The organism is Nostoc sp., assembly GCF_036917775.1.
GTDB lineage: Bacteria > Cyanobacteriota > Cyanobacteriia > Cyanobacteriales > Nostocaceae > Nostoc.
In genome coordinates this window covers 219902-238439 of record NZ_JBALEQ010000083.1, presented here as the reverse complement: position 1 = coordinate 238439, position 18538 = coordinate 219902, and the positions used below count along the sequence as shown (strand labels likewise).

The following is an 18538-nucleotide window of genomic DNA, read 5'->3' as shown; positions in this document are numbered from 1 at the left end:
AACCACACTGATCCCTTCCCGAACTCAGAGGTGAAACGCTGTTGCGGCAACGATAGTTTAGGGGTCGCCCTACGCAAAAATAGCTCGATGCCAGGGATAATACTTAAAAAACAAAAGCCTTCTCAAGATGAATTGAGAAGGCTTTTGTCATTTTACCTCGCAGCCAGGAAGGGCTCGTCGAGAAAGCAGCCTTAGCGCAAAATAATTTCGTAGAATCACCAACAAACAATCGCTATTTTCAAACTATTGTGGGTTATGGTATGACAATTTTAGATAAATTGCGATCGCTGACTCTAAATCAAATAATAGAAAATGAGCAGACTTGATCTACATCTAGCCCTAAGTTCTGGGCTAGATGTAGATCAGTTTAATACTTTAACTGTTAGTTACAAAAATGTGGTTAATTCCAAGGTTCTGCCTTTTGCCTCCTTCAATCATTGCTATTTTTGAATTTACGTTGCAATTGTTTTAGAGATTGATACATATCTGGTAGGCGACTATAAACAGCACATACCTTGAGATATAGTTTGTAAGGAATGGCTGGAGTTCCTGAGACAATTTCTCCTGGTGCAACATCGCTGTGAATTCCAGTTTGAGCAGATGCGATCGCACCATCTCCCATTTTCACTTGATTGGCTATTCCGGTTTGTCCAGCTAAAATAACGCGATTTCCGAGTTTTACGCCTCCCGCCATACCAGCCTGACCTGCGATAGCACAGCCAGAACCAATTTGGCAGCCATGACCTATTTGTACTAAGTTATCAATTACTGTATTGCGGCCTACCCGTGTTTCTCCGACTGCTGGGCGGTCAATAGCGGTGTTACAGCCAACTACCACCCCATCTTCTAAGACTGTATAGCCAGATTGTTCCATTTTTAACCAACCAGCACGGCTAGGAACAAAACCAAAGCCTTCTGCACCAATGACTGCACCACTGTGAATCACACAATCTGCACCGATGCAGGTGCGTTCGTGAATAGTACAGTTGGCGTGTAAGGTAGTGCGATCGCCGATTTTGGTATCTGGATAAATCACCACATTGGGATGAATAATTGCACCATCGCCAATTTCCACGCCTTCCTGAATCACAGCATGGGGGCCAACGTAAACATCACTACCAACTTTTGCGCTGGAGTGAATTACAGCAGTGGGATGAATTTCTGGAACGGGGCGATATGGTTGGTAAAAAAGTGTGATCGCTTTGGCAAATAACAGTCGCGGATCTGAGGTCGATATCCAGACAATACCGTTCTCTTGTGCAACCTCCTGTAATTTTTCGTCTTGGGGCAAAATTAAAGCTGTAGCATTGGTCTTACTGACAAAAGACCCAAATTTTGGCCCTTCTACGTAGCTGAGAGTACCGTTAGTGGCTTCATCAATGGCTGCTACCCCTGTAATTTCTGGGTCAAGGTCTGGGTTGCTAGTCAGGCTATGATTGGTGGTTGTTTCACCAAATTGGCTGATAATTTCGCTAAATTTCATTATTGGATGTATTCAAAATTGACCTACAAAGGATGGTAGCTTTATTTTTGCCGCTTTGTACTAGCAAGATAATTAGTAATTAATATAGAGATTGTTTCTCCTCTAGAAACTGCGAAGTTTTGAAATGATTAATCATATACAAGAATTAAGCGAACGCTTGCTTAATACTAAAAATAGTAATCTACTACATTATTTTAATAACTTTGTAGTAAGGACTTTAGCCTTTGATTTCTAAGCACTAAAGTACTTACTACAAACTCTCTTAACCTGTCTGGGTATTCGCCATTGCTATCCCTGCCAAATACCCAGTTGTCCAAGCACTTTGAAAGTTAAACCCACCGGTAATACCATCAATATCTAAAATTTCTCCAGCAAAATAAAGGCCAGGAACTAACCTACTTTCCATCGTCTTGAAGTTGACTTCTTTGAGGTTAACGCCGCCACAGGTAACAAATTCTTCTTTAAAGGCTCCTTTGCCGTTGATTAAGTATTGTCCTTGAGTCAGTTCTTGCACCAGTTGATTTAAGTTTTTGCTAGATATTTCTGCCCAACGGTCATCTGTGGTAATGCCTACACGAGTAATGATATATTGCCAGAGACGATGGGGTAAATCAACGCCGCGATGCAATGCGATCGCTTTCTTTCCCCATTCATCTTTAACTGCTAAAACTTTTTCTCGCACTTGTTCTTGGTGCATAAGGGGCAGCCAATTAATCAATAATTTGGCTTGATAGCGGCTGTCGTGCAAAACTCTCGCACCCCAAGCAGAAAGCTTTAAAACAGCCGGGCCACTCAAACCCCAGTGGGTAATCAGCAATGGCCCAGTTTGTTGTAATTGGGATTTTCCCCCCGCAGATAATCTTAATTGGATAGGGTTAACGCTGACTCCAGCTAACTCCCGCAACTTTAGATCGAGAATGTTGAAGGTAAATAACGAGGGCACTGGCGGTTCTATTTGATGACCTAACTCTCGGACAATTTTATAACCGACAATACTGCTGCCGGTGGCAAGAAGTAGGCGATCGCATTTAATCGTCTCTCCCGACTTGAGAAGAATATCAAACTCCTCATATGCTGCACTTCGTTTTACCGAAGTTACGTGTGTACCGATACGGAGTTTTACCCCAGATGTCGCCACCGCTTTAATCAGACATTCCACAATGGTTTCTGAAGTATTGGTGACAGGAAACATCCGGCCATCAGCTTCAGTTTTTAGATAGACTCCACTAGCAGCAAACCAAGCTACTGTATCTTGAGGGCCAAAGCGAGTCAAAGCACCCCGCAAAGCTTTTGCACCTCTGGGGTAATTTTGTACTAACTCCTCCGCGTCAAAGCAAGCGTGAGTGACGTTGCAGCGTCCACCACCAGAAATTAAGACTTTCGCCAGTGGTTGACGACTGGCTTCGAGTAAAGTAACTTGGGCATCGGGATTGGCTTTAGCACAAGCGATCGCGCCAAAAAATCCCGCAGCCCCACCCCCAATAACTACGATTCGTAACGGTAGCAAATTCTAAAATTTCTCAATAGCACGTACTTTACTAGGCTAGCTTCTATCTTCACTATTCAACTAGTTCAAATTGATCTTTTGTTGCACCACAAGTCGGGCATACCCAATCATCTGGTATATCTTCAAAAGCTGTTCCCGGCGCTATATCGCTATCTGGATCGCCTTCTTCTGGGTCATATTCATAGCCGCAAACAGTACATAGATACTTTGCCATGTTCCTTTCCCTTAGTAAATTGTTGGCATCGCTTCCCTATTAAATACTTCTAGGGGTGAGTAATAATAGCCACGCTACAATTCTTAAACGAGAGTACACGTATATCCTTGAGGAAAATTTTCCAGATTATGAGGAATCAGATTACAAACGCCACCAAGTCCTTTGGGCGTAACTGATCAGCCCGATCGCGATCGCCCCTAGTAGCAGTAGCAAAATTATTCCACCTGGAATAAAAGTGAGAATACCAAAGCCTCTTAGTACCCAAACGGCTACACTAACACCAAGAAGAATACCAAAAATCTGGATTAATCTACGATTTAAAGAAGATTGACTCACTTAATTTTCCTCTCAACTCAACAGAAATTACACTTGATATTGACAACTAGATATGAAGTTATGATGAAGTTACAGTTTCATTATAAATAATACGTAAAAATCGAGAGATCCTATCCAGAGGTTGGGTAAGGTGCTTGATATTAAATAGTGTTTGTGCCATTCTAGCTGTTAAGAACTTAGTTTTTCATTTATAAATACTGTTGTTATTAAGTCCATTTAAGTATTAATTGTGAGCAGAGCTACAGGTTTTACAGTAAAGTAACTGAAATAATTACCAAAAACTCACCCTTTCCGGAAAGGATCGCGATTACACTGGAACTAAAATTTAATGGGTTGGATCTAAATCAGGTTTCATAGCTTGTAGTTTCAATTCTATTTAGGTGGATGAGTTGAGGAGTAACTAAAATCATTATGTCTGCGTCTCATATCTCAGACTCAATTATTGCAGGTTCAGATATGGCTTGGAGTCAAGATAAACAAAAGTTGCTGGTACAGGGTGAAATTTTGGTAGAAACGCGATCGCACAAGGCTTGTGGTGGCGCGGTGACAGCCTGGATGTATTTGCCGATGGTGCGATCGCAAGTTTGGCAGCAATTAACTGATTATCCCCGGTGGGTGCAATATTTTCCTGATATCACTAAAAGCGAGATATCACACAAAGGTGAAGTGAAGCGCCTATATCAAGCAGCACAAAAAGCCTTTTTCTTTTTCACGGCTCAAGTGGAAATTTACCTCAACGTTGTAGAAGTGTTGGGGCAACAAATCCAATTTCGCATGGAAAAAGGAACTTTTGAGGATTTTAACGCCAATTTAGAACTCAAAGATTGCGGAAATGGGACGTTGCTTGCTTATACTGTGCAAGCTACACCTCTGATTCCCATTCCATCAATTTTCATTCAACAAGCAATGAACTTGGAATTGCCTGCAAATATGCGGAAAATGCGACAAGTGATTTGTAAACAGTAGGGAATGGGGAATTGGGAATGGGGAATGGGGAATTGGGAAAGAAAAAACCTTTAACCTTTTCTCGAAACCCAATTCCGAGTTAAAAATGCAAAATCAGAGCAGTATTGGGAATAGTGTAGTTCAATTACTTAGAAAAGCACTGTCAAGAAAGTGAGTTTAAAAAACCTCTCCCTGCCTTGAACTTTAGTTCAAGCTGATCCCTCTCCGACTTGGAGAGAGACGATTTTACTGCGTAAAACGAGGGAGAGGTGTTTTATATTCGACTAATTAGCTGCTAAACACCTCAACGGGTAAGCGACTAAAAGAAAGACGCTCATTTTGCACATCTACAAAGATGGTGTCACCGTTGTTGAATTCACCGCGCAAAATAGCTTTAGCGATTTGAGTTTCTAACTCTCGCTGAATCGCTCGCTTCAGTGGACGCGCCCCATACACTGGGTCATACCCTACTTCTGCTAAAAAGTCAAGGGCGTTATCCGAGAGTTTGAGGGATATTTTGCGATCGCCCAATCTTTGGCGCAATCTCTCCACTTGCAACAGCACAATCTGCCGCAATTCCTTCTTATCTAAACCGTGGAAGATGATAATTTCGTCAATCCGGTTGAGGAACTCTGGACGGAAGCTATTCCGCATCGCTTCCATGACTCGACGGCGCATTTCGTCGTAGTGAGCGTTATCCCCAGCGACATCAAGAATATATTGCGAACCGATGTTGCTAGTCATGATGATAATAGCGTTCTTGAAGTCCACCTTATGACCTTGGGCATCAGTGACGCGACCATCATCGAGAATTTGCAAGAAGATATTAAAAACATCAGGGTGGGCTTTCTCGATTTCGTCAAAGAGAATCACTGAGTAAGGACGGCGGCGAATCGCTTCTGTTAGTTGTCCGCCTTCTTCGTAACCCACATATCCTGGAGGCGCACCGATTAAACGGGAGACGGCGTGTTTCTCCATATATTCCGACATATCGATTCGCACCAGCGCATCTTCGCTATCAAACATATAGCCCGCCAGCGCTTTTGCCAACTCGGTTTTACCCACACCCGTAGGCCCAAGGAAAATAAAGCTAGCGATGGGACGATTGGGATCAGCTAGTCCAGCGCGCGATCGCTGAATTGCATCCGCTACGGCTGTGACTGCTTCTTCTTGTCCAATCACCCGGTGGTGTAGTTCATCTTCTAAATGCAGTAGTTTCTCTTTCTCAGATTCCACCAGCTTGCTGATGGGAATTCCTGTCCATTTAGAAATAATTTCGGCAATATCAGCTTCTGTGACTTCTTCCCGTAATAGTGATTTTCCACTTCTTTGGGCACTTGCCAATTCAGCTTCTACTGCTTCTAACTGACGATGCAAACTGGTTAAATTACCATATTTCAACTCCGCAGCGCGGTTAAGGTCGTAATCGCGTTCTGCTTGCTGAATCTCTAAATTGACGCGTTCAATCTCTTTTTTAACGGACTGAATTTTGTCAATGATATCTTTTTCAGATTGCCATTGAGTATTCAGAGTTCTTTGTTCTTCTTTGAGATCGGCAATTTCCTTTTCTAATCTTTCTAGACGTTCACGAGAAGCGGCATCGCTTTCTTTTTGCAGCGATAGCTTCTCCATTTCCAATTGCAGAATCTTGCGATCGATTTCGTCAAGTTCTTCTGGTTTGGAGGTGATCTCCATTTTTAATCTCGCGGCGGCTTCATCTACCAAGTCAATGGCTTTATCAGGGAGGAAGCGATCGCTAATATATCGACTCGACAATACGGCGGCGGCAACTAAAGCACTATCAGAAATCTTCACCCCGTGGTGGTTTTCATAACGTTCTCTCAACCCGCGCAAAATCGAAATACTATCTTCTACACTGGGCTGATCAACATAAACTTGCTGGAAGCGTCTTTCCAGTGCGGCATCCTTTTCGATATGTTTGCGGTATTCATCTAGAGTTGTCGCCCCAATGCAGCGCAATTCGCCCCGCGCCAACATCGGTTTTAACAAGTTACCCGCATCCATCGCGCCTTGGGTTGCACCAGCGCCGACAACGGTGTGAATTTCATCAATAAATAAAACAATATTGCCGCCAGATTCAGTAACTTCTTTTAATACTGCTTTCAGGCGTTCTTCAAATTCACCCCGGAATTTTGCCCCCGCAATCAAAGCACCCATATCTAAAGAAATTAGCTTGCGGTCTTTGAGGGACTGGGGTACATCACCTGCAATAATGCGCTGTGCTAATCCTTCAGCGATCGCAGTTTTACCAACACCCGGTTCGCCAATTAGCACAGGATTATTCTTGGTGCGGCGAGACAGAATTTGCACAGTGCGGCGAATCTCATCATCTCGCCCAATCACTGGATCGAGTTGACCTTTACGAGCTGCCTCTGTGAGGTCACGCCCGTATTTTTCCAGTGCTTCGTATTTGCCTTCTGGATTTTGGTCGGTCACTTTTTGGCTCCCTCGAACTTGTTTAATAATATCTTTTAGTTTGCCTTCGTCTAAACCGAATTCTTGAAATAAAGCTTTGCCAAAGCGGTCATCTTTAGCGTAAGCCAGCAATAAGTGTTCAATTGAAATATATTCATCTTGAAACTCTTTGCGATACACGTCTGCCCGGTCTAGAAGTGTATCTAAGCTGCGTCCCAAGTAAACAGAACTGCTAGTACCAGATACTTTTGGCTGACGTTGAAAAAATTGTTCAGTGCGATCGCGCAGTTTTTGGAGGTTAACACCCGCTTTGGTGAGAATCCCAGTTGCTAAACCATCTTGTTCTAGCAAAGCTTTCATCAGGTGTTCGCTTTCAATTTGCTGTTGTTGATATTGTTTAACAATATCGGGGGTATGGGCGATCGCTTCCCAGGCTTTTTCTGTAAATTGGTTAGGATTAGTAGGTTGCATAGGCTTTTTCAGGAACGAACCATATTAGACATCGTAAAAGCGTAAAGCACTGCTGACCTCAGATCAGGGCGGTTTTCCGTAGGTTAGACTCCAAGGAAAGGAAAATTTTTCTTCTCATATCGTTATTGTAAGAAGATGAGCGCGATCGCCTAGATCGGTGTTCACGTCTTGTAAAAGTGGTATTTTCCCGTAGTTCCCATTTCTTATTTGTTATTCTCACTCATTGCACTTAACACGATACCTGAAGTTGCATCAAATCAAAATGATAGTCATAAAAATAGGAAACAGAACGATAGTTATTAAATTTTCTACTTCGATATGCTGTAGTTAAGCTTGCAATCGCTCATGATATTGGTCGTCTATTTTGTTACTGTCGTGCTGTACGATTACGGAAACAAATCCAAGCAAATCCATAGTTGTGGCGCTACCACTTGAGAAGCACTGTTCATCTCCAAATATTTTATAGTCACTTTTCCAGAGAAGTAATGCAATACGCTTGGGTTAAGCCTAAAAACTAAAATATATATCTTGTCCGTCGAAAATAATTAAAGTGATTATACCTTTGATATAGTGCTTTTTAGGTTTGGCTAATTATGAGTAGGTACGATTAAGTTTCAGACTGATTTAATTCATGAATTCATAGGTTTAAAGTCTGGTAAACTACCCTATTTTTATCAGGTTTTATGTGTTATGTCTTTTATCCAGCCTGCTTTATAGCCTCTTTATCACTTCAGGCTCGGCATACACTTACAGTAATTAAAATTTTGTTTTGACTTCTACCGAACGATAGAAAAACTCTATTTTATTAGGCATATTTTTGATAATATAGTTACTAATCGTTGGAATGATTTAAATGTTTTTGTCAGAAAACTTATTGTTGATTTTATACAAATCATACAAAGTATACATTATTAAAACATTGATTGAAACATGAGCTTTAACAATAGGATGTTATAGTAAAAATTGTTAATAGAAATTATGCTTGGTAAGCAAAATCAAAGGTTTGTCGTGGCGATGTGGTCATACAAGCTAGTGTCTTTAATATATTAGTTGCTGCAATCAAAACTGCTAGAAAAATCCGATTTTATTACTGAGCTTACTTGCGTAAGGAGGGAACTATTAACTCAAAAAAAGGGAATTGATATGTACCTAACTTCGCAAGATTTAAATATGAGTCCTATAAGAGAGTTAGAGGTTGTTTGAAAAGTGGTTGGCTGTGATTTTTAGGTACTTATTGATCCCCCCTAGCCCCCTTTTTAAAGGGGAAAGCTTCTTAAAGTCCCCCTTAAAAAGGGGGATTTAGGTGGATCTAAAGGCCTCAAATACAACACCAAAAAGTTTTCAGACATCCTCTAAGGACATTTCAAAGTTTAATAAAATCTCAATTTTTAAACTCTGATGTATATAAATAATAAATTTCCTACTCATCCTTCATTTCTTCAAGGGCTACGAGTACTCCTTGTAGATAATGATGTGAATTTCTGCAATTCGTTAACGCCGATGTTGCAATCCTATGGTGTGGAGGTGCAAGCAGCATTTTTAAGAGAGCAAGCTTTGGAAATATTTGTGCAATGGCAACCTGATATCCTCTTAAATGGTATTTCCTCGCCAAAGGAGGATGGCTATGCTCTAATTCACCAAGTGAGAACACTTACGGGAGAGCGAGGCAAAGTAGTACCAGCGATCGCTCTCACAAGCACTGTAACTGAAGATATGTATCAACGCGCTCTTTTAGCTGGGTTTAGTCTATGCTTTGCTAAACCCGTAGTTATTGATGATTTTGTTGCTGTACTTGGCATTTTAGCAATTGCTAATAATCCTTATCCTTATGCTAACTAGCTTTAATTAATGTCCTAGATATAGTAATTTAAGTTTTGAGAAGTAATAACATGGGTCATTTATGGGTAGGGATAAATATTTTTCAAATGCTACTAATGAACTTGATAAACGATAGAATTAATCTCAAGAGTTATCATATAAATGACTTAACTCAATTAGTTTTGCTTTTGAGTAGTGGAATTATTGGTATTGGATTTATTCTAGTTTCTTACTTCTTGGCAGTGACTTGGATTTAGAAAACTAAAATGTTTATAGTTTATATTTTGGGAATATAGCACTCCTGTTTGATTGTGTGAAAACAATCGCTATAACTCGAAAAAGCTGATTCCCTACTCCCTACTTTCTGCCTATCACACTTCGCGCACCACCCAAAGCAGCCTTAATTTATTTAATTTTTACTCAAACTATTATTAAATATAGGGCAAATAAGTAAACTAAATCTAAAATATAAACCTTAGTTGCCAAATCATTGCAGTACTAAACTTCATCCTATGACATCCGATCAACCCTCTGAGCAACTTGTATCTGAATCTACTGCTAATGAAGCGTTCGACGTAGAGCAACAAGATATGGCAAATCCTTTATTTCCCATCGTTGGCATTGCCGCCTCTGCGGGTGGATTAGAGGCATTTACGGAGGTACTCAAGCATTTGCTTACCGATACAGGGATGGCATTTGTGCTGATTCAACACTTAGACCCTAACCACAAGAGTCTATTGAGCGAGATTCTGGCAAGAACAACTAAAATGCCCGTCACTGAAGTGCAAGATGGCGTGACTGTAGAACCTAACAAGGTCTACATTATTCCGCCTAACACTAAGATGATGTTGTCTGCTGGAGTGTTGCAACTCACGCCGCGAGAGAAAGTTCATGGTAAATATATGCCTGCTGATGCGTTCTTTACTTCATTGGCAGCAGATCGAGGAAATAAAGCGATCGCAGTTGTTCTATCTGGAGCGGATGGAGACGGTTCGCTAGGACTGAAGGCAATCAAGGCGGCTGGGGGCGTGACTTTTGCTCAGTGTGAAGACACGGCAAGATTCGATAGTATGCCCAATACTGCTGTTGCCACCGGGAATGTTGATTTTATTCTACCGCCGCAAAAAATCGCCGAGGAACTGGTAAACCTCAGTCGCAATCCTTTTATTTCTAACTCTTTGCCACCGATCGCAATTGAGAAGTTGCCCGAACAGGGGGATGCACTGGCGACTATATTTGTGTTATTGCGATCGCAAACTGGCGTTGACTTCAGCCATTACAAGCCCAATACCCTCGATCGCCGAATCCAGCGCCGAATGCTGTTGTATAAACTAGAACGCTTGGAGGATTATGCCGAGTATTTGCAAAAGAATCCGGGTGAAGTCAAGGCGCTCTATGAAGAAATTCTGATCCATGTAACCCATTTTTTCCGCGATTCCGAAGCATTTCAACTCTTGAAAGAGCAAGTCTTTCCTACCATCATTCAAAACAAATCAGCAGAGTTGCCGATTCGGATTTGGGTAGCTGGGTGTTCGACGGGCGAAGAAGTGTATTCCATCGCCATCTCCTTGCTGGAGTTTTTGTCGAATAAAGTAACCTCGCCGCCGATCCAAATTTTTGCCACAGACATCAGCGAGATAGCGATTGACAAAGCGAGAACGGGTATTTATGCAGAGAATCAAATGGTGGAAGTCTCACCAGAGAGCCGCCGCCGATTTTTTCATGCCCTTGAGGGCGGTGGATATCAAATTAGCAAAGCTGTGCGCGAACTATGTGTGTTTGCTAGGCAAGACTTGGGCAGCGATCCCCCTTTTTCTAACTTAGATTTAGTTAGCTGCCGGAATGTACTGATTTACTTGGACGAAACGTTGCAAAAACGGATATTGCCCATCTTTCATTACAGTCTCAATCCAACTGGCTTCTTGCTGCTAGGGACTTCAGAAAGCACAGGTAAATATTCGGACTTGTTTACTCTAATTGACAAAAAGTATAAAATTTATGCCAAAAAGCTAACTGCAATTCGTCCAACTTTTTCATTTATTACCAGCAATTATCCGATAGTAAAAGTGGACGAACCAAAGCCGATTAATGAGAATTCATCGGATGAGTTTGATTTAGAGAGAAAAACTGACCAACTGATCTTGAATCACTATGCCCCAGTGGGTGTAGTAATCAACAACAAGATGGAGGTGCTGCAACTTCGGGGAGAAATCGATCTCTACCTCAAACTTTCACCTGGAAAACCGAGTCTCAACTTATTTAAAATGGTGCGTCAAGGCTTGCTCATGGAGCTACGCGCCACAATTTATCAGGCACAACGGCAAAAAATTCTAGTTAGAAAGGAAGGATTACAAATTGAACAGGGCAATCTTTCAAAAATCATCAATCTTGAGGTGATTCCATTCAAGCCTTCGACCGACGAAGAATTCTACTTTTTGATTTTATTTGAAGAAGCCCCACCCACGGTTAACAATCTCAGCACGGTAAATCCTGAGAGCCAAGAGCAGCCAGACTTAGAGCGAGAGATTGTTCGGCTAAGACTTAAACTCGCAAACGCCAATCAAGAACGGGCTGCAACTCAAGAGTATCTGCAAGCGGTGATCCAAGAGCAGGAGCATATCAATCAAGACCTGAAAGTTGCCAATGAAGAAATCCTCTCTAGTAATGAAGAGTTGCAAAGCACCAATGAGGAGCTAGAAACTGCCAAAGAAGAGATTCAGGCAACCAACGAAGAACTCAACACCACTAATGAAGAACTTCGTAGTCGAAATCTAGAATTACACCAAGTTAACAACGATCTCACAAATTTACTTGCCAGTATTAATATTCCCATTTTGATATTGACTTCGGACTTACGCGTTCGACGTTTTACGCCAATGGCACAGCGACTTTTCAATTTAATTCCCGCCGATGCTGGACGACCTTTAAGCGATATCAGAGCGAATCTTGATGTTCCTGAGTTAGAAACTCTAATTTTGGAGGTACTTGACACACTTAGCATCAAAGAATTAGAAGTCCAAACTCTGGGGGGACATTGGTACAATCTCCGCATCCGTCCTTATCGCACCACAGAAAACCAGATTGACGGTGTAGTGTTGGTGTTAATAGATATTGATGTTCTTAAACGCAGTGCCGCAACCTTAGAACAAGCCAGAAATTACGCTGAAGCGATTGTGGAGACGGTACAAGTGCCGTTAATCGTCCTTGATTCTGATTTGCGGGTGAACAAAGCCAATCGCTCGTTTTATGAAACATTTCAGGTTTCACCATCAGAGACAGCGCAATCTCTGATTTTTGAACTAGGGAACGGTCAATGGAACCTGCCCGAACTGCGATCGCTCTTAGAAGACCTTCTTGCCAACGATACCAGTATTGAAAACTGGGAGGTAGAGCATCGTTTTGAGCGGATTGGGCAGAAAACCATGCTGATCAATGGCTGGAAAATTATTCAACAGGGAGATGCCCAAAGGATTTTGCTGGCCATTGAAGATATTAGCGATCGCAAACAGTTTGAATTAGAACGATCTAAGCTTCTAGGACAAGAGCAGTCAGCTCGTCAACAGGCGGAAATTGCCAACCGAGCTAAAGATGAATTCCTGTCGAACCTTTCTCATGAACTTCGTAACCCGCTCAATATTATACTGGGCTGGGCACAACTTTTCCGTAACCGCGATTTAGATTCTTCAGCAGTCACTCGTGCCTGGGAAGTGGTGGAGCGGAGTGCTAAAGTGCAAGCTCAGTTAATTGATGATATGCTGGATGTCTCACGGATTACGAGTGGAAAGCTTCATTTAAACACTCGTCTAATCGATCTAGTTTCAGTAGTGGATGTCGCCATTGAGTCTGTCCAATTGTCCGCAGAGGCGAAAAGCATTCAAATTATTTCACAGTTGAACCCGGCGACAGTTGTCGGAGATTTTGATCGCTTACAGCAAGTTCTGTGGAATTTACTTTCTAACGCGATTAAGTTCACTCCAGCCGAGGGGCGAGTGGGAATTATGCTTGAAGCTGTATATACTCATGCTGAAATTCGAGTCAGCGACACAGGAATTGGCATCTCAGCAGACTTGCTGCCTTATGTTTTTGATCGCTTCCGCCAAGGAGATTCCAGCAGCAGCAAAACAACTCAGGGACTTGGATTAGGCTTGTCAATCGTCCGTCATCTTGTAGAACTTCACGGTGGAACAGTTCAAGCGCAAAGTGCAGGCGAGGGACTAGGAACCACGATCATTGTCAGGTTGCCTCTGCGCTCAATGCCGCCGGAAATTACACCGCCAACTTATTTAGAGCCGGTCATTTTATCAGAGACTCAGCACACATTAAATGGTAAAAATCCACCCCTTACCCTTGAAGGATTATGTATCTTGGCTGTAGACGATCAAGCGGATAGCCGCGACTTAATCAAGTCGATGTTAGAAAATTTCCGGGCTGAAGTAGTGGTTGTGACATCAGCAAGGGAAGCGATCGCTGCTTTAGCTGAATCTCCTGGCAAATATGATGTGCTTTTAGCAGATATTGGGATGCCAGATGAGGATGGTTACTCCCTAATTCGTCAGGTGAGAGCGCTTGAAGCTGAAGCTGAGAGACAAATTCCAGCAGTAGCAATCACTGCCTATGCCACTGAACAAGAGCGGCAAAGGGCAATTGATGCTGGTTTCCAAATGCATCTAGCTAAACCGATGCAACTGACTCAATTGATATTGATGATTGCAAATTTGACTGGACGAGTCACAGATAATTCGTAATGGGCTACGCCCCGCTACGCTAACGTAATTCGTAATTGAGGTACAGAGCAACTAATTTTAACGTGAGTTCGATGAACCTCTCTCTCCCAGCCTCCCTTTCCGTTTCGGAAAGAGCAACGAAAAATTCAGCTTTTTGCTTCCCTCTGCGTGTCGGAGAGGTCAAATAAGACTTGTCGAACTCACGTTAATTTTAATTATGAAAAAGTAAAAAATGCGCGGTGTCCAGATCCCCGACTTCTCAAAGAAGTCGGGGATTTAATTTTTCATGAATGATTTAGGATTGCCATATCAAATGTTTGAATAAACGTTTGAATTACGTATAAATTGTATAATCTCTACCTAAAACATTCAAAAGTTATAGATGATGTTTAATATCTTTACTTAAAAAGGTACAAAACATATTTAATTTATTTTATTAAAACAGAAAGTATCAACTATAAATCGAAGAGTTTTACACATGACTGCAACCTTCATGAAGAGGCCTAACTTTCGCAATACGCAATGGGTGAGCTTTGTTGGTGGAGAAGGGATTGTACGCAGCTACACACCTGAATCTGGCACATGGACGTATCTTATTGAGATGGCATTAGGGCTAGAGCCTGACTTTGGCAGAGTTGGTGCAGAGACCATGATACTCCTCACTGAGGCAGATTTGCGGACGACATAATCAGGCTTTTAACAAGGCTACAACCTAGTATTGCTCTCATCCGTTGGCTGACTTAGTAGAGTTTTATGTAAGTAGGAAGGCTAAATTAAAGCTCACCTAGATTGCTGGGTTTCGCCTCCGCTCAACCCTCGTTTTCTTAGGGATCGAGCATTGAGCTTTCGCGGAGCGTCTCGCAGAGAATTTGGAATGCGTCTTACAAATAATTGCAACTTCCTACTTAAAAGCCGACGCATTAACAATGTCAGCCAACGCATAATCAATCCTGATCTTGCTTTTTTATTACTTTTTCAGCAAGCCCTAAATATGTTCTTAAAGTTTTGAAACTTTTAACAGCCGAGTCGCTACGTGTCATATCTTGTTAAGGAATATCATGAGACAACTTGTTATTGCTGAACGCATAAGCCTTATTGGTCATATCGTGTCAATGATATTTGGATTGGTAGGGATATTACTGGTTGTACCTAATGCCCAAGTAATTTTCGACTTATCTGAAGTTGGACAAACTGCTATGCAATGGAGTATGGCAGGAGGCGGTGTAGTTTATATGATTTTAGGTGCAGTAGGTGTTTTCTTGTATGCCATGCGAACTTTGGGTTTAAGTCGCGCTTTGGCATTTCTGTTGCCATCTGTATTTATTTCTCTAGGTAGTGAATTACTAGGAACCAGTACTGGCTTTCCATTTGGTCATTATAGTTACCTAAGCGGTTTAGGTTATAAAATTGCGGGTTTAGTCCCATTTACAATTCCCTTGTCGTGGTTTTATTTGGGATTTGTTTCTTACCTACTGGCACGTGCAGGTTTAGAAGTGGACAAAAAGCCCAACTTGTTGCGTCATATAAGTGCGATCGCTTTGGGTGCTTTATTACTAACCTCCTGGGATTTTGTTCTTGATCCCGCAATGAGTCAAACTTCTCTACCCTTTTGGTATTGGCAACAACCAGGCCCCTTCTTTGGAATGCCTTACCAAAATTTTGCGGGGTGGCTAGGTACTAGCTCAATATTTATGAGTGTGACTGCACTGTTGTGGAGAAACAATCCAATTAACCAGGAGCGATACCTCCAGTCGGCTTTGCCAACGCAACTTAATATACCTTTTGCAGTTTATTTAAGTAACTTTGGTTTCGCTACAGTCATGAGCTTAACAGCCGGATTCTTTGTACCCGTGTTGTTAGGCTTATTCCTGGGTGTCACTCCCGCAGTGCTGCTGTGGTTGAAAGGCTCATCTACACCTGTCCAAGTTCTCATTGAACCACCAGAAATCTCTGTAGCTAGAATCAATGTTGCAGCGAAATGAAAGGGCATTGGGCATTAGGAGTGCTGAGTGCTGAGTTAGGAGTTTTGTTTACCCTCTTGTCCCCTCATCTCCCCCACTCCCCCTGCTCCCTGCTCCTGCCCCCTGCCATTCCTGCTTGGAGAGTTCTTTATCTCGGCAACAACAAACTAGCTTCAATCTTCTGACGCACAACATCTGTAATCTCACAGTTGCTATTAAGGCAATCGATAAGCAACTGATTAGCATCGTAATATTGTTGTAATACTTGTTCTTGCTGTGGGCTGAAGTGCCATTCATCCTGAATGTTTCGATGCTTGGCGATCGCAGTTTTTAACTGTTCCATCCAAGCAAGATAAGTTGTTTGCCACCATGTCTGAATTCTTTCTCTACTTTGTTCTGGATCGGGCAGTAGGTCTTTAAATTGTTGTAAAGCTTGATGTAAGCCAGCATCTTGAACAATTACCAAAGCACTACTCAGAGCATCGTTGCACTCATAGACATCGGCAAAATTAGATTCGCATTCCATTACTAAGTTATCTAATGCCGCATCCAAAAAAATATCTCGCTCGAAGATGCAGACCAGGGCAAAGTACGGGGTAAGGTGAGGAGTCTTAGCCAAGGCAAGATAAAATACCCGAATTGCAGCAGACTCAGGAGCAGCAAAAGACTTTTGACTTGTCCAAGTTAAAAATTTTTGCAAATATGGATCTTGAGTCGCTAGTGCATCAACTTCTTGCTTCATCAACAGTATCAAAAAATCTGCACTCCGCAGCATAGCAACCGTTAACAAAAAGATTTCACGCCATCTAGGTTCAGTAATATGAGTTACTAGATGTTCTAACGGTTGTTCTAATGCTTGTAAATTATAACTGGCAACGATTTTTCGAGCAGTCAAGTATTCTTGAAACGTCAAATAAGAGAAAGAGAAAATCCCCCGTACTCGTTCTGCTAGTAATCCATGTTGCAACTCTATCGCCTGAAGTACCCCTTCACTATCTAATTCCAATTCTTCTGGTTCTGTGGAAGCATTCGGCAAATCACTGATATAATCACTAATGTATTGCTCAACAATGCGTTGTTCAAAAAAGTAATTACCCTGCTCAAATGTCGCACTAGCAACCTGACTCAGCAACTTAAGTTTTTGTGGTAATGAAAAACCTTCATACACTTCATCCCGCTCAATTGCTTTAGTTTCGTCCCATTTACCCAGCAGCAGGTCTAAACACTGCTTATAAAACGCAGCTTTTTGGGTTGGGAATTTGTTCTGGTGATGAAAAACCCAGCAGGCGAGATGCAAAAACAAGGGAGTGATAGCAAGTCTCCGAAATTGTAGATTTTCGGGCAAATCTAGTTTCTTAATAAACTCAAATGCCTGTTCTTGTTTATTTGGGATGTTCGTTTTCGTAACTGCTGTAAACCACTTCTGAGCAAAAGCAACAATTTGATCTTGACTAAAAGGGGCAATTTCAACATCTGTAAAGCGTCTGAGGTTGAAAGCTTTAGCTGCCGTGCGGCAGGTGACGACAAACATATTCTTTTGATACTTTTCAGATAGTCTGCGAATCTCATTGACGACACCAATGCTCTGTTGATGGAGTACTTCATCTAATCCATCCAGCAACAGCAACACTTTGCCCTCCAACAACAAAGTTTCCACCACAGATGGATCTGAAATTCCACAGGTGAGGAACTCTTTGGAAATATAGTTGAGTAAATGGAACTCTCCTACAACTCTCGTTTCGTCGGCAAAATCTCTTAAGGTGACGAAAATAGGAACCCGATTTGCAGCAAATCTCCCTCGGTTGCATTGAATCGCCAGATGTTGTAGAAAAGTGGTTTTACCTGCTCCCGGTTTACCCAAAACCCGCAGCTTTGAGTAAGTTTGAACTGCCGCGATCCCCGCCATTTGTGTCTGGGATATTTCACCTAAACCAAAGCGATCGAATTCTTTTGATGTAAAGTTTTGTAAGTCAGCAAACTCTAACCACTGAAGGCTCGCAATCTCCTCAAAAATGTTGACATCAATATAAATGTCGTCGATTCTAACCGGGCGAGTAACATCTAATAATTGCAAAGTGCCACACTGGTTTTGAATTTTGTCGAAGCGTTGCGATCGCACTTGTTGTACTAGAGCATCAATATCCAAAAATTCAGTAGCACCAAGTTCTTTTGATTCAAGGAATTGTTCTGGAGGATTAGCCGCAATCTCTCGCCAATTCAACGACAACACAGAACAAATTTCTATAAAGATATACCGATCAACGGGACGTCCAGTAAAAAACCGCCAAATTGGTTGGCGAGTTTTTAAGTTGACTTCAAAAGCCAAATTGTCTTGTGTCCACCCTTTATGAGCAAACGCTTTTTTGGCTTGTTCAATCCCGGTGAGTGATGCTTCGAGCGATCGCTTTACCATAGAAGCTTACACATATCAAAGAAGAATTATTCAATTTGACATTATTGCAACATAGAGTTTCGGAACTACTTAGAAAGTAAGTTAGCTATTTTTAAATACTAATGATTTCATTTAAAGCATCTTCAGCCAATATGTTATGATTAGATTATTTTCAGTAGAATTTGAAGAATGAAAGTATGTTTTATGAATTTATGTTTAAAGTCATAGTAAGTTTTTTTTATATCTAGTAA

The 18538-nt window shown here is 41.7% G+C and carries 11 protein-coding genes and 1 rRNA gene; 6 read left to right on the top strand and 6 right to left on the bottom strand.

What is annotated here, in order from left to right; genetic code table 11:
• A 5S ribosomal RNA gene (gene rrf, locus V7K69_RS32975) occupies positions 1-96 on the top strand; the annotation flags it as partial.
• A gap of 334 nt (positions 97-430) precedes the next feature.
• On the opposite strand, the gene lpxD is transcribed toward rrf, so the two are convergent.
• From lpxD to V7K69_RS16405, 4 genes are all read right to left on the bottom strand, one after another.
• Positions 431-1483, bottom strand: a complete 1053-nt coding sequence (gene lpxD, locus V7K69_RS16420) for a UDP-3-O-(3-hydroxymyristoyl)glucosamine N-acyltransferase (RefSeq protein ID WP_335036088.1) — start codon at positions 1481-1483, stop codon at positions 431-433.
• A gap of 262 nt (positions 1484-1745) precedes the next feature.
• A complete protein-coding gene (locus V7K69_RS16415) occupies positions 1746-2990 on the bottom strand; it encodes an NAD(P)/FAD-dependent oxidoreductase (protein WP_335036086.1) in 1245 nt (414 codons plus the stop codon).
• Positions 2991-3042: 52 nt separating this feature from the next.
• A complete protein-coding gene (gene rd, locus V7K69_RS16410; protein WP_335036084.1) occupies positions 3043-3204 on the bottom strand; it encodes a rubredoxin in 162 nt (53 codons plus the stop codon).
• A gap of 141 nt (positions 3205-3345) precedes the next feature.
• The gene (locus V7K69_RS16405) at positions 3346-3540 is read right to left on the bottom strand and encodes a hypothetical protein (protein ID WP_335036082.1); all 195 of its coding nucleotides are present in this window, start codon (positions 3538-3540) and stop codon (positions 3346-3348) included.
• Between the two features lie 411 nt (positions 3541-3951).
• Here V7K69_RS16405 and V7K69_RS16400 point away from each other — a divergent pair, with 411 nt between their 5' ends.
• Positions 3952-4506, top strand: coding sequence for an SRPBCC family protein (locus tag V7K69_RS16400; protein ID WP_335036080.1), 555 nt, complete (start codon positions 3952-3954; stop codon positions 4504-4506).
• 267 nt (positions 4507-4773) lie between these two features.
• Here V7K69_RS16400 and clpB read toward each other — a convergent pair whose 3' ends face one another.
• The gene (clpB, locus tag V7K69_RS16395) at positions 4774-7392 is read right to left on the bottom strand and encodes an ATP-dependent chaperone ClpB (RefSeq protein ID WP_335036078.1); all 2619 of its coding nucleotides are present in this window, start codon (positions 7390-7392) and stop codon (positions 4774-4776) included.
• A gap of 1398 nt (positions 7393-8790) precedes the next feature.
• Here clpB and V7K69_RS16390 point away from each other — a divergent pair.
• The 4 genes from V7K69_RS16390 to cruF all read left to right on the top strand — a co-directional run bounded on the left by V7K69_RS16390 (position 8791) and on the right by cruF (position 15916).
• Positions 8791-9231 (top strand): response regulator, encoded by a 441-nt coding sequence (locus V7K69_RS16390; protein WP_335036076.1) that lies wholly within the window; start codon positions 8791-8793, stop codon positions 9229-9231.
• 491 nt (positions 9232-9722) lie between these two features.
• Positions 9723-13955, top strand: coding sequence for a chemotaxis protein CheB (locus tag V7K69_RS16385; RefSeq protein ID WP_335036074.1), 4233 nt, complete (start codon positions 9723-9725; stop codon positions 13953-13955).
• A 472-nt stretch (positions 13956-14427) separates the two neighbouring features.
• Positions 14428-14622 (top strand): hypothetical protein, encoded by a 195-nt coding sequence (locus tag V7K69_RS16380; RefSeq protein WP_335036072.1) that lies wholly within the window; start codon positions 14428-14430, stop codon positions 14620-14622.
• Between the two features lie 370 nt (positions 14623-14992).
• Positions 14993-15916 (top strand): gamma-carotene 1'-hydroxylase CruF, encoded by a 924-nt coding sequence (gene cruF / locus V7K69_RS16375; RefSeq protein WP_335036070.1) that lies wholly within the window; start codon positions 14993-14995, stop codon positions 15914-15916.
• A gap of 127 nt (positions 15917-16043) precedes the next feature.
• Here cruF and V7K69_RS16370 read toward each other — a convergent pair whose 3' ends face one another.
• Positions 16044-18308 carry an NACHT domain-containing protein gene (locus tag V7K69_RS16370; protein ID WP_335036067.1) on the bottom strand — a complete coding sequence of 755 codons (2265 nt, stop codon included), beginning with the start codon at positions 18306-18308 and terminating at the stop codon, positions 16044-16046.
• Between the last annotated feature and the right edge of the window lie 230 nt (positions 18309-18538).